Source organism: Alicyclobacillus sp. CIJ1 (genome assembly GCF_057538885.1).
On the sequence record NZ_BAAJPH010000147.1, the window covers coordinates 156,233 to 177,914 of the forward strand.

At 60.8% G+C, this 21,682-nt stretch carries 21 protein-coding genes; 3 read left to right on the plus strand and 18 right to left on the minus strand.

All coding sequences use genetic code 11. The annotated features are described in order from the left end of the window. The first annotated feature begins 93 nt into the window (after positions 1-93). Positions 94-633 (plus strand): RsfA family transcriptional regulator, encoded by a 540-nt coding sequence (locus AC27E8_RS15505; protein ID WP_487100207.1) that lies wholly within the window; start codon positions 94-96, stop codon positions 631-633. On the opposite strand, the gene AC27E8_RS15510 is transcribed toward AC27E8_RS15505, so the two are convergent. From AC27E8_RS15510 to mutY, 8 genes are all read right to left on the minus strand, one after another. Further along, positions 604-1,104 carry a DUF402 domain-containing protein gene (locus tag AC27E8_RS15510; protein ID WP_487100208.1) on the minus strand — a complete coding sequence of 167 codons (501 nt, stop codon included), beginning with the start codon at positions 1,102-1,104 and terminating at the stop codon, positions 604-606. The genes AC27E8_RS15505 and AC27E8_RS15510 overlap by 30 nt on opposite strands. Beyond that, positions 1,101-2,219 (minus strand): sporulation integral membrane protein YtvI, encoded by a 1,119-nt coding sequence (ytvI, locus tag AC27E8_RS15515; RefSeq protein WP_487100230.1) that lies wholly within the window; start codon positions 2,217-2,219, stop codon positions 1,101-1,103. The genes AC27E8_RS15510 and ytvI overlap by 4 nt, the downstream gene beginning before the upstream one ends. A 22-nt stretch (positions 2,220-2,241) precedes the next feature. Further along, positions 2,242-2,445, minus strand: a complete 204-nt coding sequence (locus AC27E8_RS15520; protein ID WP_041694937.1) for a hypothetical protein — start codon at positions 2,443-2,445, stop codon at positions 2,242-2,244. Between the two features lie 180 nt (positions 2,446-2,625). After that, on the minus strand, positions 2,626-3,054 hold the full coding sequence (locus AC27E8_RS15525; protein WP_487100209.1) for a hypothetical protein: 429 nt from the start codon (positions 3,052-3,054) through the stop codon (positions 2,626-2,628). 183 nt (positions 3,055-3,237) lie between these two features. After that, positions 3,238-3,936: a FadR/GntR family transcriptional regulator gene (locus AC27E8_RS15530; RefSeq protein WP_487100210.1), complete on the minus strand. Its 699-nt coding sequence runs from the start codon at positions 3,934-3,936 to the stop codon at positions 3,238-3,240. Positions 3,937-3,977: 41 nt separating this feature from the next. Next, positions 3,978-6,383 (minus strand): leucine--tRNA ligase, encoded by a 2,406-nt coding sequence (gene leuS, locus AC27E8_RS15535; protein WP_487100211.1) that lies wholly within the window; start codon positions 6,381-6,383, stop codon positions 3,978-3,980. A gap of 168 nt (positions 6,384-6,551) precedes the next feature. Beyond that, positions 6,552-7,205: a Bax inhibitor-1/YccA family protein gene (locus tag AC27E8_RS15540; RefSeq protein WP_487100212.1), complete on the minus strand. Its 654-nt coding sequence runs from the start codon at positions 7,203-7,205 to the stop codon at positions 6,552-6,554. Between the two features lie 35 nt (positions 7,206-7,240). Further along, entirely contained in the window at positions 7,241-8,383 is a 1,143-nt protein-coding gene (mutY, locus tag AC27E8_RS15545) for an A/G-specific adenine glycosylase (RefSeq protein ID WP_487100213.1), read from the minus strand. 102 nt (positions 8,384-8,485) lie between these two features. Here mutY and AC27E8_RS15550 point away from each other — a divergent pair, with 102 nt between their 5' ends. Beyond that, positions 8,486-8,701: a hypothetical protein gene (locus AC27E8_RS15550; RefSeq protein WP_487100214.1), complete on the plus strand. Its 216-nt coding sequence runs from the start codon at positions 8,486-8,488 to the stop codon at positions 8,699-8,701. A gap of 60 nt (positions 8,702-8,761) precedes the next feature. On the opposite strand, the gene AC27E8_RS15555 is transcribed toward AC27E8_RS15550, so the two are convergent. The 8 genes from AC27E8_RS15555 to AC27E8_RS15590 all read right to left on the minus strand — a co-directional run bounded on the left by AC27E8_RS15555 (position 8,762) and on the right by AC27E8_RS15590 (position 15,854). Continuing rightward, positions 8,762-9,277: a DUF402 domain-containing protein gene (locus tag AC27E8_RS15555; protein ID WP_012809849.1), complete on the minus strand. Its 516-nt coding sequence runs from the start codon at positions 9,275-9,277 to the stop codon at positions 8,762-8,764. Between the two features lie 85 nt (positions 9,278-9,362). Beyond that, positions 9,363-9,902 (minus strand): hypothetical protein, encoded by a 540-nt coding sequence (locus tag AC27E8_RS15560; RefSeq protein WP_487100215.1) that lies wholly within the window; start codon positions 9,900-9,902, stop codon positions 9,363-9,365. 77 nt (positions 9,903-9,979) lie between these two features. Beyond that, entirely contained in the window at positions 9,980-10,246 is a 267-nt protein-coding gene (locus AC27E8_RS15565; protein WP_014463414.1) for an HPr family phosphocarrier protein, read from the minus strand. A 67-nt stretch (positions 10,247-10,313) separates the two neighbouring features. Beyond that, a complete protein-coding gene (whiA, locus tag AC27E8_RS15570; protein ID WP_487100216.1) occupies positions 10,314-11,303 on the minus strand; it encodes a DNA-binding protein WhiA in 990 nt (329 codons plus the stop codon). 13 nt (positions 11,304-11,316) lie between these two features. Then, positions 11,317-12,483 (minus strand): gluconeogenesis factor YvcK family protein, encoded by a 1,167-nt coding sequence (locus AC27E8_RS15575; RefSeq protein WP_487100217.1) that lies wholly within the window; start codon positions 12,481-12,483, stop codon positions 11,317-11,319. Positions 12,484-12,486: 3 nt separating this feature from the next. Continuing rightward, positions 12,487-13,353: an RNase adapter RapZ gene (gene rapZ, locus AC27E8_RS15580; protein WP_014463411.1), complete on the minus strand. Its 867-nt coding sequence runs from the start codon at positions 13,351-13,353 to the stop codon at positions 12,487-12,489. Next, complete coding sequence (locus AC27E8_RS15585) at positions 13,350-13,871, minus strand: NUDIX domain-containing protein (RefSeq protein ID WP_487100231.1); 522 nt, start codon at positions 13,869-13,871, stop codon at positions 13,350-13,352. Before AC27E8_RS15585 ends, rapZ begins: the two co-directional genes overlap by 4 nt. Before the next feature lie 225 nt (positions 13,872-14,096). After that, positions 14,097-15,854: a tetratricopeptide repeat protein gene (locus tag AC27E8_RS15590; RefSeq protein ID WP_487100232.1), complete on the minus strand. Its 1,758-nt coding sequence runs from the start codon at positions 15,852-15,854 to the stop codon at positions 14,097-14,099. A 193-nt stretch (positions 15,855-16,047) separates the two neighbouring features. Here AC27E8_RS15590 and argS point away from each other — a divergent pair, with 193 nt between their 5' ends. Next, a complete protein-coding gene (gene argS / locus AC27E8_RS15595) occupies positions 16,048-17,748 on the plus strand; it encodes an arginine--tRNA ligase (RefSeq protein ID WP_487100218.1) in 1,701 nt (566 codons plus the stop codon). 84 nt (positions 17,749-17,832) lie between these two features. Here the strand turns inward: argS and hprK are convergent, their stop codons facing one another. Continuing rightward, the gene (gene hprK, locus AC27E8_RS15600) at positions 17,833-18,780 is read right to left on the minus strand and encodes an HPr(Ser) kinase/phosphatase (RefSeq protein ID WP_487100219.1); all 948 of its coding nucleotides are present in this window, start codon (positions 18,778-18,780) and stop codon (positions 17,833-17,835) included. A gap of 24 nt (positions 18,781-18,804) precedes the next feature. Next, positions 18,805-21,678 (minus strand): excinuclease ABC subunit UvrA, encoded by a 2,874-nt coding sequence (uvrA, locus tag AC27E8_RS15605; protein ID WP_487100220.1) that lies wholly within the window; start codon positions 21,676-21,678, stop codon positions 18,805-18,807. Positions 21,679-21,682: the final 4 nt, after the last annotated feature.

Below are 21,682 nucleotides of genomic sequence, written 5' to 3' on the forward strand. Positions count from 1 at the left end.
AATCATACCATGTAGCAAAGCGACAGGTAGGATGCGTATGAAACTTCTACGCCATGGCCATAAGTATAGTACTGAGACAAGGGAGGAATCACCTTGGCATCCGTCGAGAAAAGCCCTGTGCGCTCGGATGCGTGGACGCCCGAGGATGATGAGCGCCTCGCGCAGTTGGTGCTTCGCCACATTCGCACGGGCAGCACGCAACTGAAGGCGTTCGAGGAAGCGGCTGAACAGCTCGGCCGTACGGCTGCGGCGTGCGGATATCGCTGGAACGGCGTGATTCGCAAGCGATATCGGGACGAGATCGAGGCGGCAAAAGCCGAGCGCAAAGCATTTCAGATGAAAACGCAGTCTCACAACGCGAGCGCCGCCCCCACGGCGTCCATGCAGGAGGTCATTCGATTTTTACAGACGTACGACGAACAGTATCAGCGGTTGCGCGAGTACGTCTCGACCATTGAAAGGGAAAAGTCCGAACTCGAAGCGCGGGTGCGCGCCCTCGAATCTCAATTGCGTGAAGGCGGACCGGAAGTGCCGCTGTCGCCGGAGCAACTTGAGGAAGATTCGCGCACGCTGTTTGCCATCATGGAACGGGCGCGCAAGCTGCTAGCGGAGAACCGTTCCGCCGGGACGTGATCGCAGGATCCACTCGGCGCGCAGCGCGTCGGCGAACGACGGCCGAAACGGGTGCGCGCCGAATTTTACCGCGCGTTGCACGCCCACAACCGCCTGTTGCGCCGCAGTGCGCCAGGCTGGTGGATACATACGGCTCCTGTCCTGAAACTCATCCTCATCGGCCACCCACGCGCGCCCAGATTCTACGCGCACGTCGAGATCGAGATCAATCCACACCACATCCGCGCCGAGGCAAGGAGGCGTGCAGATGTTGACGTAGTAATCCGTTCTATCTGGCTTCAGCAGGATAAACACCTGAAACCACACACGGGGCCAAGCCAGGGCAGCGACCGGATAGGGCGAACTCCACGTGCCCCCGTCATCCTCCACCGGCGTTCCAGGCGGGATCCACCAACCGCCAAACCGCCCCGGCTCCGCCGCCGACCACACGCGGTGCAAGGCGCCGTCCGGCCTCACGCTGATGAGCCTCACGCCTCGTCCCCTCCGGGATCTGGAGCAGGGTCCCCACCCGCCTCAGCGGGAAGAAAGTCACTGAAGAGCCGCGTCCGAAGCAGGCCCTTTGCGCCGATGAGAAGAATGGGGCCGATGAACAGACCGATGAATCCCATGACCTTAAAGCCCACGTACAGGCCGAACAGCGTGGCGAGCGTATCCAGCCCTACGCTGTCCGCAAGAATCTTCGGTTCGACAGCGTGGCGAATGATGGAGATGACCACCTGCAGAGCCAGCACCTTGATGGCCACAGCCACGTGGCCTGTGATGAGCGCCACGATGGCCCACGGGACGGTGAGGATGGCCGAGCCGACGATGGGCACGAGCCCTGCGAGGCCAAACAGGATGCCGAGCAAGATGGCGTACGGAAAGCCGAGCACGAACATCCCAATCATCCCGAGGAACATCGACAGGCACATCAGGATGAACTGAACGCGAATGGTGCCAAGGAACGCGCGCTCCATATCCTCAAACACGGCGTTCAGCTTCGGCGCCCACCCAGGGGGCATCATTCGGTAGAAGCGGGCCAGCATGCGCTCGCGCCGTTGCAAGATGAAAAATGCGGTGACGACCGAGATCACAGCGATGAACAGTGTGTCGGGGAGATGGGTGACTATCCCAATGAGGCCGGTGATGATCTTGTGAACGCTCCCCTCCAGGCCATGTGCGAACTGCGTGAGCGCCGACTGGATGGCATTTGCCACCTGAGGAGGAAGTTGTCCATAAAGCGATTCGCTGCTCTCGATCTCGCCCTCAATCTGAGCGAGCTGTACGCGGAAGAACACCTGGCTGTGCGCGACGAAGGACGTGGCCTCGCGCAACGCGCCAATGATGATGCCCGCCGAAATGGCCACAATGAGAAGCACGCTCACGCCGAGCACCAACAGCACGGACGTCAGCCGCCCCAAACCACGGCGCTCCAGCCATCGGACCACTGGAATCAGGAGGATGGCAAAGACCCAGCCGATGACAAACGGCAAAATGTACTGCATCAGCGACGCGAGCGCCAGAATGAAAGCTGCGATGAACGCGAGCAGAATCACAATTTCGAGCACTCGCCAAAGGTAGCGGCGCATTTGAGCGTCTCGTGCCATACGTCGCAATGGCAGCTCTCCTTCAATGTTGGCTTTCCGTCGCTATCGGTTTCACGAAGCGCCGGCGGAGCATGAAACCCACTCCGGCGAGCAACAGAGCGACGACATAACACAATGCAGACAGCCATCCATGGTGGCCCTGCGCCATCAACACAGCGCCAGCCGCCAAGCCGCCCATCGTGAAAAGGGCAATGAGGAAAAACATGATCCGGATCTGGACGGACATGCGGAATCCGATGCCTCCCATCTCGTGAGAAAAGAGGGTCCCGTTGCACGCTCTCATCATACCACACTCGCGACGCGCACTCGACAAGATGGACCGGACAGGGCAGCCAGAACCAAAAAATTTCGCCGTCGCATACCGCGGCGGCGAAGCAGAACCCTTCATTGACTTTCAGGACATGGATCACGAAGCGGGCTCCTGAACGCTCATCCCGTTCAAGAAGGCGGCCCACAGATGCTCTCGGTCTTCCGCGCACAACACATCATGGGCACCCGACCTCAGGTAGAGCTGGGTGCGCGCCGGGTGGCGCGAAAGCACCATCACGCGCGGAATGCTGGCGTCTCGGAGTGCCTGCACCACGAGCGCGGTCCGAATGGGATCTTCAAGTTCGCACACGAGCGCGGCTGCGAAACCTTCGGCGCGCACGGCCGCTGTCACGCTCGCTTTGTGCGCAGGCACGACGAGCAGCCGATCCGGATACCAGGTTCGCATCTTATGCTGAACATCCTCGAAACAGACGAGCAGACGGATGTCAAGGGCTGCAGCGAGCGCACGGTCCACGAACCATCGGTCTTCGTCGGAGCAGGCGACCATCAACAGCTTGTGTCCCACGTAAACCAACCTTTCATTTGTCCGCTGAGTCTCCTTGCTTCTCCGCTTCATGGACCCTCACCACACACCATCCAGCAGACCACGCTTATCTATTTGATCCTCGTTTATCCTCACATTTTCGATGAATCCAAGGTGATAGCGCTTACATCGTCAGTATATCACAGAAGGCTCGGCAAAGGAACCTCACATCATAGCTGATTGCCCGCTTCCCTTTTTCTCCGCCACAGCTCGCAAGATGGCTTCCCCGTATGCATACACAGCGTCGCGAGCGTCCGCCGGTCGCCCTGTCTGAACCGCATCGTAGACCCTCCGACATGCCTGGACACCCAGATCCCATTTCGGGTTCAGGAGTCGAAGGCTGGACCGAAGGGCCTCCTGCAACACGCGAAGCGCATTTTCGAGCAAACGGTTTCCGGCGAGTTCGGCCAGGACGCTAAAGAACTTCAATTCACTCGCGATGCGGTGCTCTCCACGGCGCGGCGAAGCCTCAAGCTCGAACAACGCGTGCGACAGTGCGGAATAGTCGGACTCCATGCGCTTTGCGGCTGCCCGATACGCGATCTGCGCCAGCACAGCCGTCTGGAGCTCGACGAGATCGCGCACGTTGTCGTAACTGAGGAGAATCGCGGCGTCGAGCGGCTGCATCCACATCTCCACCGAAGCCGTCCGGACGTACGTGCCCGTCCCGTGGCGAAATTCGACGAGCCCCTGGCCGCGCAGCGCGCTCAACGCCTCGCGGACCGTGGCGCGGCTCACGCCAAACCGGTCCGCGAGCTCCCGAAGCGTCGGCAGGCGATCGCCCGGCCGAAACACGCCCTCTTCGATCTGCCTGCGAATCTCCTCCGCGATCTCCATGTACAGTTTGCTGGAACCTTCGCACATGGTCGCATCCCCTCCGGATCAAGCGGATTCACCCGACGCTGTTACTTCACGACCAGGTTGACAATCCGCCCGGGGACGTACACCTCTTTGACGACCTGCTTCCCCTCGATCCACTCGCGGATGTCGGGCAGCGCCTTCGCTCGCGCGACGGCCTCCTCTGCGCTCGTGTCGGCCGGAAGGGTCAAGCGCCCGCGAACGCGACCATTGACCTGAACGGCGATCTCGACCTCATCGTCGCGCAGCCACGCCTCGTCGTAGGTCGGCCAGGACTGCTCGAAGACCGAGTCCGTGTGCCCGAGCATTTCCCAAAGTTCCTCGCCAAGATGCGGGGTAAACGGCGCGATGGCGACGGCAAGCGTCTCCAGCGTGGCCAGGTCCAGCCCCTCCTTGGCCTCTTGCTGAAGGTTGTTCACGTACTCCATGAACGCGCTCACCGCCGTATTGAGGCGGAAACTCTCCATGCGCTCGGTGAGCGTCGCGACGAAACGATGGCGAAGCTTGGTTAACGACGGGCGTTCCGGCACGAGTTTGTCCACGTGCTGGGCGTACAGCCGGTACACGCGGGCCAGGAAGCGCGCGACGCCCTCAAGCCCATTGGTGCTCCACTCGGCGTCTTCCTCCGGCGGACCGACGAACATCTCATACATGCGCAGTGCGTCCACGCCGTGCCGAGCGATGATGTCATCGGGGTTGACGACGTTGCCCTTCGACTTCGACATCTTCGCGCCGTTCAGCGTGATCATGCCTTGCGTGAACAGGCGCTGGAACGGTTCGTCGAAGTCAATCAGGCCGAGATCGTAGATGAATTTCACGTAAAAACGGGAATACAGCAGGTGAAGCACCGCGTGCTCCACGCCGCCGATATACATGTCGACGGGCAGCCAGTAATTCACCGCTTCGCGCGAAAACGGCTCCTGATCGTTGTGCGGATCTGCATAGCGCAGGAAATACCAGCACGATCCGGCCCACTGCGGCATCGTGTCGGTCTCGCGCTTGGCGGGGCCGCCGCACTTTGGACAGGTGGTGTTGACGAACGACTCGATGGCGGCAAGCGGCGACTCACCGGTGCCGGTGGGCTCATATCGCTCCACGTCGGGCAGAAGTACCGGCAACTGATCTTCCGGAACGGGTACCGTGCCGCATACCTCGCAATAGACGATGGGAATCGGCTCGCCCCAATAGCGCTGGCGGGCGAACACCCAGTCGCGCAGGCGATAGGAGACTGCCGGCTCCGCTTGGCCCTTTGCCGCCATGAGCTCGATGGCCCGCTTCTTCGCCTCTTCAACCGGGAGTCCGTCGAGCGGTCCGGAGTTCACCAACACGCCGTCCCCGGTGAAGGGAAGCTCTGTCACGCCATCCAGCGGGCGCACCACCTCGACGATTTCGAGCCCAAACTGCTCCGCGAATTCAAAGTCGCGATCGTCGTGCGCCGGCACTGCCATGATGGCGCCCGTGCCGTAGTCCATGAGCACGTAGTCGGCGATCCACACCGGCAGGCGCTTGTCGAGCAGTGGATGCTGGACATAGGCGCCGGTGAATACGCCGGTCTTCGTTTTGTCCACCACCTGGCGCTCGACGTTCGACTTGCGAAGCGCCTGTTCGATATAGGCCTCGACCTCCGCCTTGCGATCCGGCGCCGTGATCTGAGGCACGAGCGGGTGCTCGGGTGCCAGCACCATATACGTGGCGCCGTAGATGGTATCGGGGCGGGTCGAGAACACCTCGATCTCGCCGTCGTGATCGACCAGGCGGAAGCGAATACGCGCCCCCTCACTGCGACCAATCCACGCGCGCTGCATGCGCTTCACGTGCTCCGGCCAGTCGAGCTTGTCCAAATCGTTCAGCAGGCGGTCCGCGTAATCCGTGATCTTGAGCATCCACTGCTCCATCTCGCGGCGCGTGACCGGCGCCCCGCAGCGTTCACAGCAGCCGTCCACCACCTCTTCGTTGGCGAGACCGGTTTTGCAGCTAGGACACCAGTTGATGGGCATTTTTTTGCGATAGGCGAGGCCCCGCTCAAACATTTTGACAAAGAAATACTGCGTCCATTTGTAAAATGAAGGATCAGTCGTGTTCACCTCGCGGTCCCAGTCGTACATCGCGCCGATTTCTTCAAGCTGCCGCTTGAAGTTCGCGATATTCCGTTCCGTCGCAATCCGCGGGTGGATACCGTTTTGGATGGCGTAATTCTCGGCCGGCAGGCCAAACGCATCCCAGCCCATGGGGTGAAGAATCTCGTAGCCGTGCAGCTTCTTGTAGCGGCTCCAGACGTCCGAAATCGTGTATCCGCGCCAATGCCCCACGTGTAGGCCGCTCCCGGACGGGTACGGGAACATGTCGAGGCAGTAATACTTCGGCTTTCCGCTCTTCCCGTCGGCCCTGTGAGCGTTCTGCTCACGCCACCGAGCTTTCCATTTCTTTTCGATTTCCTGTGGACGATATTCCATCGGCTGTCCTCCTGTGCCATCGGTTGCGGTCTGGCCGCCTTCCGCTCATACAGACTCTCGTCCCGTATTATAGGACGCCCAGGACTCGAAATGCCACTTCCGCCTTTCCCCGCCAGCCCAGCGCACAAAAAAAGCGGGGCGCGTAAGCGCCCCATCTTGATGCGCCGCTTATCGGCGATCATTCCCGCCGCTCATGATGCCCATAAGCCGCAGGATGAACAGGAACAGGTTGATGAAATCGAGGTACAGCGACAAAACCATCCACGGCACGTGCTGCTCCGCGACGCCATACTGCGCCAGGCGATTCACGTCAAACAGCACATACCCGATGAAGATGGCCACGCCGAGATACGCGTAGATCAGGCTTGCTGCGGAAGAAAAGCCCGTAAACATGGCCACCAAGCCCATCAGAAGCAGCGCCAGCGTGCCGATCATCAGAAACCCGCCGAGGAACGAGAAATCCATGGACGTGCGGGATGCGACGAACGAAGCCACCAGGAATGCGCCCGCCGTCACGGCCAGCGCCTTCAGGACTAGGGCCATGCCGAAGACCGATGCGTACGACAGGAGCGCGTACGACAACGTCATGCCCGAGATGAACGTGAACGTGAACACGAACGGATAGCCAATGGCCCGTGTGTACTGCCGGAACATCGCATAAACGATCATCCCGAGTTCCACAAGCCACAGAATGGGGGTCAAACCATACGGCAGGCGCGTGCCCACCACAACGCCGGCCCCGGCCGTGACGAGTGAGACACAAAGCCCGAGAAACACACGCGACAGAATCTTATTTTGGGTAATCGTATACGTCTGCTGCATTCCATCACCACCTCCAGTGGGATGCCCTGTTCCTGTTAAAACAGCGCCAACTGCTTGTGATTTCGCGAGATCAATTGACTTAAAACGTCCTGATATACTTTAGGCCACACAAACTTCGAAATCTCCTCGAAACCCACCCACGTCCCTTCATGGCTCGGATGAATCTCCAAGGGTTGGCCTCCAGCTTGATCATACCCGACCGGCGCAAACACGACAACCGTCCAGTCCAAGTGCGTGAACGCATGCGAGGCCTCACATACGCGCTCGAACACCACCGCCTCCGGTTCTCGAATGGTGTCTCCCTTGTGTGCATGCCCCAAACGAAGGTCCGTCAAACAGGCTCGCGCATGCCATTCCAAGGAAGCCGACGAATCGTCGATCTCGACGGCAGGCAACTGCCACATACCGCCAAGGAGCCCTCCCTCAGGGCGCCGCTCAGCCCAAAACGAGTCTCCGCGCGTGAGCCAAAGCGCCACCACGATCTGCCTGCGGCGGGCTCGCTTGGGGAGCCGCTTGGGTAAGGCTTCCGTCAAACCGCGCGCACGCGCCGCACAGTTTGAGGCAACGGGACATACTGAACAACGCGGCTTTTTGGGCGTGCAGACGAGCGCACCGAGTTCCATGAGAGCCTGGGTGAACACCCTTGGTGTGCCATATCTCAACGCTTTTGCGACGTCCTGCTCAATTTGGCGCTTGACCTTGGGCAGATCGACCGGCTCCTCGAAGCCAGAATATCTGGACATGACGCGAAGCACATTCCCGTCCACGGCTGGATAAGGCCGGTTGAACGCGATGCTGAGAACGGCCCCGAGCGTGTAGGGCCCAATTCCAGGAAGTGCTCTGAGCTCGTCCGGATCCTCCGGAATCCGCCCGCCGTGGCGATCTCGAACCACCTCCATGGCCGCTTTGAGATTGCGCGCGCGGCGGTAATACCCAAGCCCCTCCCACATCTTGAGCACGTCATCGATGGCAGCGTCCGCGAGATGGAGCGGCGTGGGAAAGCGGTCCATAAACCGATCGTAGTAAGGAATGACCGTCTCAACCCGCGTCTGCTGAAGCATGGTTTCGCTGACCAAAATCGCGTAGGGATCAGCCGTGCGGCGCCAAGGGAGATCACGACTCGCCTGGGTGTACCACGCTTCTAGTGTATGTGTGAAAGCTGCCAAGCTTTCTTCCACGGTGTGCGTGCGCTCCTTCCCTTTCGCGCCTCCTTTGGAACGCGTTCACCTCATACCGCCCGCCGGCGCAGAGAACAATACCGCATGGGGAGGTGGCTGGCTATGTGGAACATGATGAACGCGATGAGCGGGATGGCGCGAAGCCGAATGAACTGGCGGCGGCGAAGTCACGGGATGGGAACCATGACAGCCCTGCTTATAGGCGCGAGCGTAGGCATTGCGGCCTGGGAGGCCGTGCGTCAGATGCAGAACAAAAATCAAATGCCGAATGCCGCACAGGACCTTGCGCAGCAGATGATGGACGAAATCCGCGAATAGACGTATTGGGCCCGCCCCTAAGGGATGCGGGCCTCTCTGAAGTCGCGCCGCGATGAGGCGCTATGGATAGCGTCGGTGCACGCCATATTTGTGCTTCCAGACCTGGTACGACAGGCGGCTGCGCTTGAAGCTATCCACAAACCGCTGTGTATTGTCGAGCACGCGCCTCGCTTCAGCCAAGCTCATCTGCCTCGAGAAGATGGCTTGGCCGAACTCCTCGAGATCAATGATATGATAATACGACCGCTCGTACAGAAGGACATCCACATACATGTCTTCCACGTAAATATATTCCTGATCTTCCCACACCTTGACGAGATCGACGTAATGGTCAAAGCGCAGGCGAGGGTGCTTGACGGGGACACCCTTGTCCATACACGTGCTAACGGCAATCCCCCACTGCGGATAAATCTCGCGCAGGTGATTCGTGTATCCCTGTTCGAATGCGGGGCGCTGCACGACCACCAAACCAGGTCTGCGAACGAGCTTTTCAATGACGAAAGGCTCATTCGAGCGGTCGATTCCGCGTTCTTCTCGCTTGTGGATTTGTTGAACGCGGCCCTCTCGTAGCGCCACGAACGCCCCTCCTGCCTGTCCATAAGATCCGCTTTTCATATAGACTACCATGAGTTGCGTAAATCACAAAGCCGGAGGAAGGGCGTCACGACGGCCTTGAACTTCGCCGCGGCTTGAATCTCCGCCTCGAGCGCTGAACTCCGAAAGGTTCGGCCGAGCTCCGCCTGGGAACCGGGCGCACCCGCATTCGTTTGCCGCGCATGGCCCGAACGCGCTTTACCGCCCACCAGGCACTGCCCCCCATCGCGGCCGGCAGCAGGAGATACACGTACCACGGGGCAGCCTCAAGCGGTTCCGCATACGTCAGCGATGCCGCGTCGGCGTGTTCGATCACGACCCACTTGCCATCCGCGCCGAACAATCGGCTCTGAGGCGGAAGCATCGCGCGATCGCCATTCGTGGGATTGTAAAAGAGGAGGTAACCCTCCTCGTTTTCTCCTTCGTACTGCCAGTCGTCGATCACGCGCTGGCCGAAGTTGACCTCATGATAAAGGGGATCTCGCGCAACGAACGGCATGATGATGCGGTAGCCTTCGTACACCGTGAGGAAAAGGGCCAATGCCACAGCCATGATCAGCCAAACAGGTGTACGCCGCCGGCTTCCGACACGCATCTTCCGCGCCATCCGTCACACCTCCGGTTCTCCACGGTGGATTGTATGAACCGGAGCGGAAGAGGAGAACGAACGCGGACAACACAACGTCACACGAACAATTCTTCCGACTCGATGAGCTTCGTCAACTGCTGCACTGCGGCCTGCTCATCCGTACCGCTCGCCCGAATGACGACGCGCTCACCGGACGGAATCGCGAGGCTCATGACACCCATGATGCTCTTCGCGTTGACCGTCTTGCCGTCTCTCTCCACAAACACTTCCGACTTGAAGCGCGTCGCCTCTTGAACGAACTTGGCGGCCGCGCGCGCAAACAAACCGCCGCGCAGGCGGACAATCGTCTCTTTCTCAAACATTTTCATCACCAAGTCCCCAGGATTGATCTTCAGTATATCATCCCACGCACCGCGGAAGATAGCGGTTTCACGGTTCTTTATGGGTCATTTCCGACGATTTATCGACAGCTGCATGACCTTTTTTTGAACGTTCTCGCAACCGATCGGCGATCTCCTCCAACTTGCGGAACCGGTGGTTCAGCCCCGACTTGGAAACTCGCCCCCCGATGGCCGCGCTCAGTTCCTGAAGATTCGACTCCGGGTACTGGAGCCTCAGCATCGCGGCTTCGCGCAGGTGCTCGGGCAAGCTTTCTAGCCCTATCGTACGCTCGATCCAGCGAATGTGCTCCAGTTGCCGGATGGCTGCCGAAATGGTCTTGTTCATGTTCGCCGTTTCGCAGTTCACCAGGCGATTCACCTGATTTCGCATCCCTTTCACAATCCGCCGATCTTCAAATTGGAGAAGCGCCCGCACTGCGCCGATCACGCTCAAAAACTCGACGATCTTTTCGACCTCTTTGATGTAGACGATATAGCCTTTCTTCCGAGCCGTCACGCGCGCGTTCAGTCCGTAGTGATTCATCAACCGCATGAGCCACTCGGCGAGATCGAGCGAATGGGCGTAGATTTCCAGATGATACGAGGAACTTCCAGGTGCGTTCACTGAACCACCCGCGAGAAACGCTCCTCGGAGAAAAGCCCGCCGGGCCTCGTCCTTTCGAGGAAGCGTCCATGCGACGGCCAGAGGGCCCTCTGCGATCTCGCCGCCATATCCCAACTCCGCGAGCGCGAACTCGGCTTGGGTGCGGCTCAACCGCAAAGTGTACACGTGGTTCTTCTTGAGTCGCATTTTCCGCCGCACCACGACTTCCGGACGAATGCCCAACAACTGCTTGATCGACGTGTAGACGCGCCTGGCCGTGGCCACGTTCTCGGTTTCGATGACGAGCGCGCCCGCGCCCTCCTTCAGGCGAAACGACGCGCTCAGGGCGAACACCGCCATCAGCTCGTACCGAGTTGCCGCGGGATCCGAGGCGATCTGCGTCAATTCCTTTTTGGTCTCCGCGGCAAACGACATCTGGCTATCTCTCCTATCTCGTGACGTGCTTCGTTTCCCGCTCGTAGCCCAACAGGCTCACAATCTGTTCCGCGACCTTTCGGCTGTCGTGGCGGGCGTAAGTCGCATAATGAATAAAATCGCGGGCGATGACCTTGAGCCCGAGTTTGTGCAGCTCCTCCATGTCCACCCGAACCGGATAGCTCATCTGCTCTTGGTAGCGCCGCAGGGCCTCCTCCGGCAGCGGTGCCGCGTTCACCAGCACGTAGTCGAACAGCCGTCGCCCCACGTGGCGATAAATGACGCGCACGTGGCTCGATGCCGACAAATCGTCTGTCTCCCCGCGCTGCGTCATCACGTTGCATATGTAAATCTTGCAGGCTCGGCTCGACGCAATGGCTTCAGCGATGCCCGGAACCAACAGATTGGGCAACACACTCGTATACAAACTCCCCGGTCCCACGACGATGGCGTCCGCGGACTCGATGGCTGCGATGACGTCGGGCAGGGGTTCGAGGTCAGCGGGAACAAGTTCCAGTCGCTCAATGCGCCCGCCGGCTTCCGGAATGCGCGATTCCCCCTCGACTACGCGGCCGTCTTCGAGGTACGCGCGAAGACGCACATCCTCGCGCACAGCCGGCAGCACTTTTCCTCGAACCGCCAACACGCGGCTTGTCTCGCGAATCGCCGACTCAAAGTCGCCCATGATATGCGTCATCGCCGCGAGAAACAGGTTCCCGAAGCTGTGACCCTCGAGCCCTTCGCCGGCGGGGAAACGAAACTGCAACAGGCGCTCCAATAGCGGCTCCGTGTCCGCCAAGGCGACCAGACAGTTGCGGATGTCTCCCGGTGGAGGCATGGCAAAGTCATGCCGCAGTCTGCCGGAACTCCCTCCATCGTCCGCCACCGTGACGACCGCAGTGAGATCGACGTCATATTCCTTCAGACCGCGAAGAATGGTCGACAAGCCCGTTCCGCCGCCGATACACACAATCTTCAGCCTGCGCTCTCGCCAGCGTTGCAGCCGTCGCTGGCGCCGAATGTCCGACCACCAGCCAAACGCGAGCAAAAGCACAGCCGCCAACACGATGGCAACGCCGATGTCGGCGGCGTGCGGCCAGTGCGAAAGCCGTAAAACGCCCGTCAAAAGGCCCATGCCGAAACAGGCGATGGTCCACGCGAGCAACCACCACTGTCGCATGGGCTAGTCCTCCCGCCTGAAATCCCGATGCGTGAGATCAACCACGGCGATCTCTCGAAGATGTTCGGCGATGTGCTTCGCGACCGCTACGGAGCGATGCTTGCCACCCGTACAACCCACGCCGATGACAAGATGGCTCTTCCCTTCCCGCTGAAATTCCGGGATGAGAAAGTCGAGCATATCCTCCGCCTTCTTCAAGAAAGCCTGTGTCTGCGGCCACTGCATGACGTAATTGTACACCGGTTCGTCTTCTCCGGTGTAAGGCCGCAGATGATCGAGGTAGTGGGGATTCGGCAAAAACCGCACGTCGAACACCATGTCGGCATCGAGCGGCACACCGAACTTGAACCCAAACGACACCACGTGGACCGGAAGGCGCATCGCATGGTCGACAAACCGGCGGCTCAATTCCTGCTTGAGTTGATTGGCGGATAGGTTCGACGTGTCAATCACGACGTCGGCCGCCTGCCGCACGCCCGCGAGTTTCTGCCGCTCAGCCTGGATGCTCTCGAGCAACCTGCCGCCCATCGAAAGCGGGTGGCGGCGGCGCGACGCCTTGTAGCGCCTCACGAGCGTCGCGTCGTCCGCGTCGAGAAACACAAGCGTCACGGTGACGTCCTTGCGTTCTTTGATTTCCTGGACGGTCATCAATAGAGGCTCGAACAGTTCACCACCGCGCAGATCACAGCCAAACGCCATCTTGCTTAGCTTGCCAGACGCGTGCTCGGCCATGTCGATGAGCCGCGGCATGAGCGCAGGCGGCAAGTTGTCGACGCAGAAAAAACCGAAATCTTCGAACGCCTGCATCGCAGTGGACTTACCCGCGCCTGACATGCCGGTCAGCACAATCGCCTGCAAGCGGTTGGTCACAGCACATCCCCCTCTTGGCTGCGCGCAAACAGCGGTTCCAGTGGATAGCCCTCCGGATCCATTTCATGACGAAGCAGACGGTGATCCGCGTCGTACGAGAAGCTCCCAAAGAACACCCTATCATCACCGCGCTCCTCGGCGGCGATGGCATGCAAAAGCATGAGGCGATCTCCTTCGTCCATGGGCAGGCGCGGGAGTTCCCGCTTCGTCACGATGGCAAGCGTGCCTTCTCGATGGACGGTTCGGAGGATTCCCGAGGCCCCTCGCCCGACGAACTGGGCGATGAGGCGCCGCTTCTCGCCTTCCTCGTTGCCCGCGGCGACGTAAATCTCATACACTCCGCGAAGATGGGCGTCCTCGAGATCCAAACCTGTTTCTTCGGTGAACTCGCGCATGGCCGCGAGTCGCCACGACTCGCCTGGTTCGACCTTGCCGCCCGGCAGGTACCACCATCCGCGGCGCGGTTTGCGCAACATCACGAACCCGCCGTCAAACGGTGCATAGCAGTTGACAATCACCTGCAAGGCGCCCACCCCATTTGTGAACAGCATAGCATGCTCCGCCAAAAGTATACCAGGGATGCGTTCTACACAAAAAAAGCGGCACCCGGAATCCGAGTGCCCAAGAACCTCTATATCAAAAGGGGGTCAAATGTGCTACGCCTTTAGAGTAGACCGCACATGTTTCAGCAGTGTTACATCCTCGTGAAATTTTGATGACCGCCGAACATTTCCCGCCACTCGTCACTCTTCGCGACTCCGCCGCGCCCGCCATCCAGCCCGAAGCACCACCTGCTCCATGCGGGAACTGCATTTGCTGAGCGAGGACACGGAAACGCGGAACTGCGCAGCGAGATCTCGCTGCACAACAGGCACGTTGGCGTAACGCAACACCACGTACAACAGACCGGCTGCCCAACTTTCGGGTTTCACAATCCGCTTGCGCAGGTCGAGGAACAAGTCGTCGTACAGGTACGTGAGCCAGAACCGAAGCGCTTGGCCCACCAGGGCACGAAGGCCGCGGGCGGTGAGCCATTCCGCCGCAAGATCCCACACCTCTCGCCACTGCGGTTGCAAATCCAAGATGATGTCCTGCCGCACATCCTCCAGCCGCATCTCAATGGGACCCGCGGCCCGCCAGATTCGAACTGGGCCCTTCGCACCCATCCGCTTAAGTGCAACGAGGGTTTGCTCCTGAAGCGACGCGTCGATGTCGGATCGAGCCAAAAACGACTTCAGCGCTTGCTCGGCATCCCCGTCGCCGACCACCGCGAGCGCGCGAATGACGCGCTGGCGCACCTCGCGATTGCCATGGCGCAAACTCCAGTATAAGGATGCCCGAAGCAAAGGATCTCGCTTCCATTCGTCCGGAGACGACGTCTGAAGGCGGTCTCGGACCTCGGCGAGCTGCATCTCGACCGGGATGTCCAGCTGATAGCTGACGCTCACCGACGCAAGTCCCGCCGCCCGCGCTTGACGCACCCGCTCGAGATGATAGTCCGCCACGCGTGCGCAGTCCTCGTGTCGCGACAATTGCCTCCATAGCGCTTCTGCACTGGTCAGGTTCCCGAGATTTGCGTGCGCAGCTGCGAGGCCATGCAGCAGCATAGGATGATCCGGCGGAACGAGGCGCGCGAGCCGCCGAAACGCCGCGAGCGCTTCGGCATGACGGCCGACGAACCCCAGTGTGATGGCCACTTTCATCGCGATGTCCGGGTGGAGGGGGATGACCTTTTGCAGCGGCTCCACCGCCCGCCGCAACCGCTCCTCATCGCCGAAATGTTGCAACAAAAGCGCGCGGTTGCAGAGCGCATGCAGGTTGTCCGGCTGTCGTTCGAGCACGCTCTCGGCCATCGCAAGCGCTTTGTCGTAATGGCCCGTGTAATAGTACGCCAAGCTTAGGTTGTTGCGAGCCGCAATGTGAGTTGGATCGGCCGCCACCACCTGCTCCAGCCACTCCACGGCGACTTCAAACTGCCCGTTTTCCAGAAAGTAGCGCCCATCCTGGATAGCTTGCATCGTCTCCACGCGTGCTTCCTCGCGCCTGCGCCGCTCCAGCGCCCGGCCGCCGCCAAACTCGTCGATGAGAATAGAGAGCATCTCTTCCGCCTCGGCGGCGTATTCTCCGTCGGGATCGACATCCAAGTAGCGAAGGAGATGCTCTTCAGCCGCGTCGTAGTCACCCAGGTTGGCGTAATTGTTGGCGAGATAAAACCAGCATTCCGACATGTGCGGATCCATATGCTCAAGCACGTAGTGCAACAGTTCATTGGAAGCTTCAAAATCGCCGAGCTCCGCGAGCACGCCCGCGAGGTTGCAGTAATGTACGGGATTGTCGGGCTCGTACTCCACGGTTCTTTGAAACGCTTTTACCGCGCGCGCCAGATCATTCCGCTGCAAGAAGCGCATGCCTCGCTCGAAGAAGTAGGACGCGTCCAGCTTCATCGCGATGACGTTCTCGGGTCGTTCCACCTTGTTGTAGCGATGGCGACGTTTGTCCATTTGCACCTTGTGCAGCGCCTCCTTTGCGACCATTCAACGGCACACGCACTTCATGGCGAGATCGGGCGAACGCGCTGCTCGCGCCCGCAACTGGTGGAAAAAGTATAGCACAGCGGGCCAGAAATGGCGAAGTTCCTCAAGATATTTGTACATGCTATAATGAATAGACGCTTTTGGAGGACTGTACAGGGGGATGAACGTGAGATCCATCAAACGTGCCATCGCACATGCGATTGCAGACGTCGTCGCGCGGCCGGTCGACGAGATCGCCCGCATGCTCGAATATCCGCCGAATCCGGCGCTTGGCGACCTCGCCCTGCCCTGCTTTCCGTTTGCGCGGGAGATGCGCAAGAACCCGGTGCAGATTGCGGACGAGCTTGCCGAGCGCGTACGGCACGTCGACGGCGTGGAAAGCGCACAGGCCGAGAAGGGGTTTCTGAACATCCGGCTGGCGCGGTCCCCATTCGCGGAACGCGTGATAGGACAGGCCATCGCATCCGTGCACAATCTGTTTTCAGAGGAGCGAGGCCGTGGGCGGACGGCCGTGATCGACTACTCGTCTCCCAATATCGCCAAGCCGTTTGGCGTCGGACATCTGCGTTCCACCATCATCGGCCACGCGCTCAAGCGCATGATGCGCGAGGACGGGTGGAGGGTGGAAGGCGTCAACCACCTGGGCGACTGGGGCACGCAGTTCGGCAAGGTCATCGCGGCGTACCTCAAGTGGGGCAATGAGGATGAAGTCCGCAAGGACCCGGTCAAGGAGTTGTTCCGCCTCTACGTCCGGTTTCACCAGGAGGCGGAGTCGTCGCCCGAACTCGAAGACGAGGGGCGGCTGTGGTTTAAGAAGCTGGAGGAGGGCGATCCGGAGGCGACGCGCCTCTGGCGCTGGTTTATCGACGAGAGCCTGCGCGCGTTCAAACAGGTGTACGACCTCTTGGGCGTGGAGTTCGAGCATTACATCGGCGAGAGCTTTTACAACGACAAGATGGATGCCATTGTGCAGGAACTGCGGGACAAGGGGCTGTTGGTCGAAGACCAGGGCGCGGAAGTGGTCGATTTGTCCGCGTACGGCATGCCGCCCTGCATCATCGTCAAGTCAGACGGCACGTCCATCTACGCCACGCGCGATCTCGCCGCGGCGGACTACCGGCATCACGCGTTCGGCGCCGACACGCTGCTGTATGTCGTGGGCGCGGAACAGAAGCTGCACTTTGAACAGGTGTTCAAGGTGCTTGAGCTCATGGGGCGGGACTACGCGAAAAACTGCGTGCACGTCCAATTTGGGCTGATGAAATTCAACGGCCAGCGGCTGTCGACCCGGCGCGGGCACGTCGTCTACCTTGAAGACGTCCTGCAGAAGGCCATCGAAGAAGCTCGCGCCATCATCGACGAGAAAAACCCTGGGCTCGAAAACAAGGACGCGATCGCCCGCCAGGTCGGCGTGGGCGCCGTGATCTTCAACGATCTCAAGACGTACCGGGTTCACGAGGTGGACTTCCGGTATGAGGACGTGCTCAATTTCGACGGCGAGACCGGGCCTTACGTCCAGTACACCCACGCCCGCGCGTCGAGCGTGCTGCGCAAGGCGGAGGTGGATCGGGTCGCATGGGACCCAGGCTACGAGCCGGATGACGCGGAGTGGGCGCTCATCTTCCTGCTCGCGCAGGCCAACGAGTCCTTGGAGCGCGCGGTCGACACGTACGATCCGTCCGTGATTGCCCGATACGCCCTTCAGATGTGTCACGCGTTCAACCGCTTTTATCACGATCACCCCATCCTGCAGGCGGACGAGCCGGCGCGCACATCCAGACTGGCCCTCACGCGTGCGGTGCGCGAAGCGCTCGCGAAATCCCTCTACCTTCTCGGCATCGAGGCGCCGGAGGAAATGTAAAAGCGGCGGAAATGTCCGCCGCTTTTGCTTTGCACCTTGCCTGCGCCGTAGACGGTTTGCCTCCCGAGCGTCCATTGGCCGCGCTCAAGCGCTTCCCTCCGATTGCGCAGCGATCATCTGCTCCAATTCCGCTGCAAACTGCTTCGCCGCGTCGAGCCCCATGCCCTTCAGGCGGAAGTTCATGGCCGCGACCTCGACAATCACGGCGAGGTTACGACCGGGCCGCACGGGCACCGTCACCTTCGGCAGCTCGATGTCCAGGATCTTCATGGTCTCCGTCTCAATGCCGAGGCGGTCGTACGCGTGGTTATCTCGCCACGCCTCGAGATGCACGACCATCGAGATGCGCTTGTGCGTCCGCACGGCCCCGGCGCCAAACAGGGTCATGGCGTTCAGGACGCCAAGGCCGCGGATTTCAATGAGATTCTGCAGTAACGGCGGCGCGCTGCCGACGAGGTAGTCGTCGGAGATCTGCCGAATCACCACCGCGTCGTCCGCGACGAGCCGGTGACCGCGCTTGATGAGCTCAAGCCCCGTCTCGCTTTTGCCGATCCCGCTGGAACCGATGATGAGAATCCCGATGCCGTATACGTCGACCAGCACGCCGTGCTGTAAGGTCTCCGGAGCCAGCTTATCCTCGAGGTAATTGGAGATACGCGCGGTCAGCCGCGTTGTCACCATGGGCGTGCCGAGCACCGGGATGCGGCGAGAGGCGGCCTCCTCCAAGAGTACCGGCGGCGGCGTGTCGCCCCGCGTGATGATGATGCACGGCGTCTGCTGATATGAACAAAACGCAAACGCCCGCAGAGCCCGTTCCTTCTCGTTGAGACCTCGCAAAAACGACAGCTCGGTTCTTCCCAGGATCTGCACGCGTTCCGCCGGGTGATAGCGCAGGTAGCCTGCCAGCGCCAGCCCTGGGCGATTGATGTCTCGCGTGTAGATCATGCGGTCCAGATCCGCGTCCTTGTTGAACACGTGCAGATCGAGATCGCGCACCAGTTGCCTGACACTCACTCCCCGCGGATTGGCCACGGCCCCATCCTCCCTTCCCGGCGCTCAGTCGCAGGCCGCCTCGAGATCCACGGCTCGGCGCGCGGCCATTCGGGCGCGATCCCGCTCCAAAATGGGACCAAGGAACCGCCCCGTGTGCGACTGGGGATTGCGGCAGACCTCCTCTGGCGCACCGGCCGCCACGACCTGACCGCCGCGGCTGCCGCCCTCCGGGCCGAGATCGATGAGATAGTCCGCCGTTTTGATGACGTCCAGGTTGTGCTCAATCACGAGCACCGTATCCCCATTCTCGACCAGGCGGTGAAGGACCGTCAAGAGCCGCTCGATGTCCGCCACGTGCAGCCCCGTCGTCGGCTCGTCCAGAATGTACAGCGTGCGCCCGTTCGACCGGCGATGCAGCTCGGATGCCAGCTTCACGCGCTGCGCCTCGCCGCCCGAGAGTGTCGTCGCCGGCTGGCCGAGTTTGATGTACCCAAGCCCCACGTCCACCAGCGTCTGCAAGCGGCGGCGGATCCGCGGAATATTTTCGAAGAACGCGCATGCGTCCTCCACCGTCATGTCGAGCACATCCGCGATGTTCTTGCCCTTGAAGGTGACCTCGAGTGTCTCGCGGTTGTACCGCTTGCCCTTACACACCTCGCAGGGCACATATACATCGGGAAGGAAATGCATCTCAATTTTGATGATCCCGTCGCCCTTGCACGCCTCGCACCGGCCGCCGCGCACGTTGAATGAGAAGCGCCCCTTCTTGTAGCCGCGCATCTTCGCCTCGTTCGTCGCGGCAAACAAGTCGCGGATGTCGTCGAACACGCCCGTGTACGTAGCTGGGTTCGATCGCGGCGTGCGCCCAATCGGCGACTGGTCGATGTCGACCACCTTGTCCAGGTGTTCGAGCCCTAAGATGACGTCGTGATCGCCCGGCTTGACGCGCGCGCGGTTCAGATCCCGCGCCAGCGCCTTATGGATGATCTCGTTCACAAGCGTGGACTTGCCCGAGCCGGAAACGCCGGTGACGCACGTGAAGAGCCCAATGGGAATGCGGACGTCGATGTTCTTCAGATTGTTCTCTCGCGCGCCGCGCACCTCGAGCCAGCGCCCATCTGGCTTTCGCCGCTCCTCTGGAACGGGAATGAAGCGCCGCCCGGACAAATACTGCCCCGTGAGTGAAGCGGGATTTTCCATGATCTCGGCCGGCGTCCCCTGCGCCACCACCTCGCCGCCGTGAATGCCCGCGCCCGGGCCCATGTCGATGATGTGATCCGCGGCGAGCATGGTGTCCTCGTCGTGCTCCACCACAATCAGCGTGTTGCCGAGATCGCGCATGTGCTCGAGCGTTCGGATGAGGCGCTCGTTGTCCCGCTGGTGGAGGCCGATGCTCGGTTCGTCGAGGATGTACAGCACGCCCATGAGGGAAGAGCCGAGTTGCGTCGCGAGCCGAATCCGCTGCGCCTCCCCGCCCGACAGCGTGCCGGCCGATCTCGCCAAGGTCAGGTAATCGAGGCCCACATCCCGCAAAAATCCGAGCCTGCTCTCAATCTCTTTCAAAATCTGACGAGCGATGTGCATCTCCTTCTCGGAGAGTTCGAGTCCCCGGAAAAACGCGAGCGCCTCGCCCACCGTCATCTCCGTGACCTCGGCGATGTTTTTCCCACCCACGCGGACGGCCAGACTTTGCGGCTTGAGGCGCCGGCCGTGGCACGCGGGGCACGGCTTCGCGCTCATGAACGACTCGATGAATTCGCGGATGGACTCGGACGTCGACTCGCGGTATCGGCGCTCCAGATTCGGAATGACGCCCTCGAACGGAATGTGAGCGGTCTTGTGCTGGCCGAAGTCGTTCTCATACGAGAAGCGAATGAGCTGGCCGTTTCCGCGTAGGAGGAGCTGCACCGCCTCCTCGGGCAGTTCCGCGATAGGCACGTCCGTCGGAATGCCGAACGCCCTGCATGCGGCCCGCAGCAGTTCCGGATAGTAGTTCGAGAACGATCCGCTCCAGGGCGCAATGGCCCCTTCCTCAATGGTCAGCGACGGATTCGGGATGACGAGCTGCTCGTCCACTTCCAGGTTGACGCCGAGGCCCGTGCACGTCTCGCAGGCGCCGAACGGGCTATTGAACGAGAACATGCGCGGCGCCAACTCGTCCACCTGAAAACCGCAGTGCGGGCATGCGGCGTTCTGACTGAACAGCATTTCCTCGCCGTCGATGACGTCGATCACGACAATGCCGCCGGACAGGGCGAGTGCCGTCTCCAGCGAATCCGCCAACCGGCTCGCGATGTCGTCGCGCACGACGAGGCGGTCGACGACCACCTCGATGGTGTGCTTGCGATTCTTTTCGAGCTGGATATCCTCGTCGAGATCGCGCACTTCGCCGTCGACGCGCACCCGGACGAAGCCCTGCTTCCGCATCTGCTCGAACACCCGCTGATGCTCGCCCTTGCGCCCTCGGACCACAGGCGCCAGCACCTGGAGCCTGGTGCGCTCGGGCAATTGAAGGACGCGGTCGACCATCTGCTCGATGGTCTGGGACTGAATCGGGATGCCGCAATGGGGGCAGAAGGGCTGCCCCACCCGCGCGAACAGAAGCCGGAGATAGTCGTAGATCTCGGTCACCGTGCCGACCGTCGATCGCGGATTCCGGCTGGTCGTCTTTTGATCAATCGAAATCGCAGGCGACAAGCCGTCGATGGCGTCGACGTCCGGCTTGTCCATCTGGCCCAGGAACTGGCGGGCGTAAGCCGAGAGCGACTCGACGTACCGCCGCTGTCCCTCGGCGTAGATGGTATCAAAAGCGAGCGACGATTTGCCGGATCCGCTGAGGCCGGTGATCACGACGAACTTGTCGCGCGGGATCTTGACGTCGATATTCTTCAAATTGTGCACGCGAGCCCCGCGCACGTGGATATAATCCTGTGGCATGCCG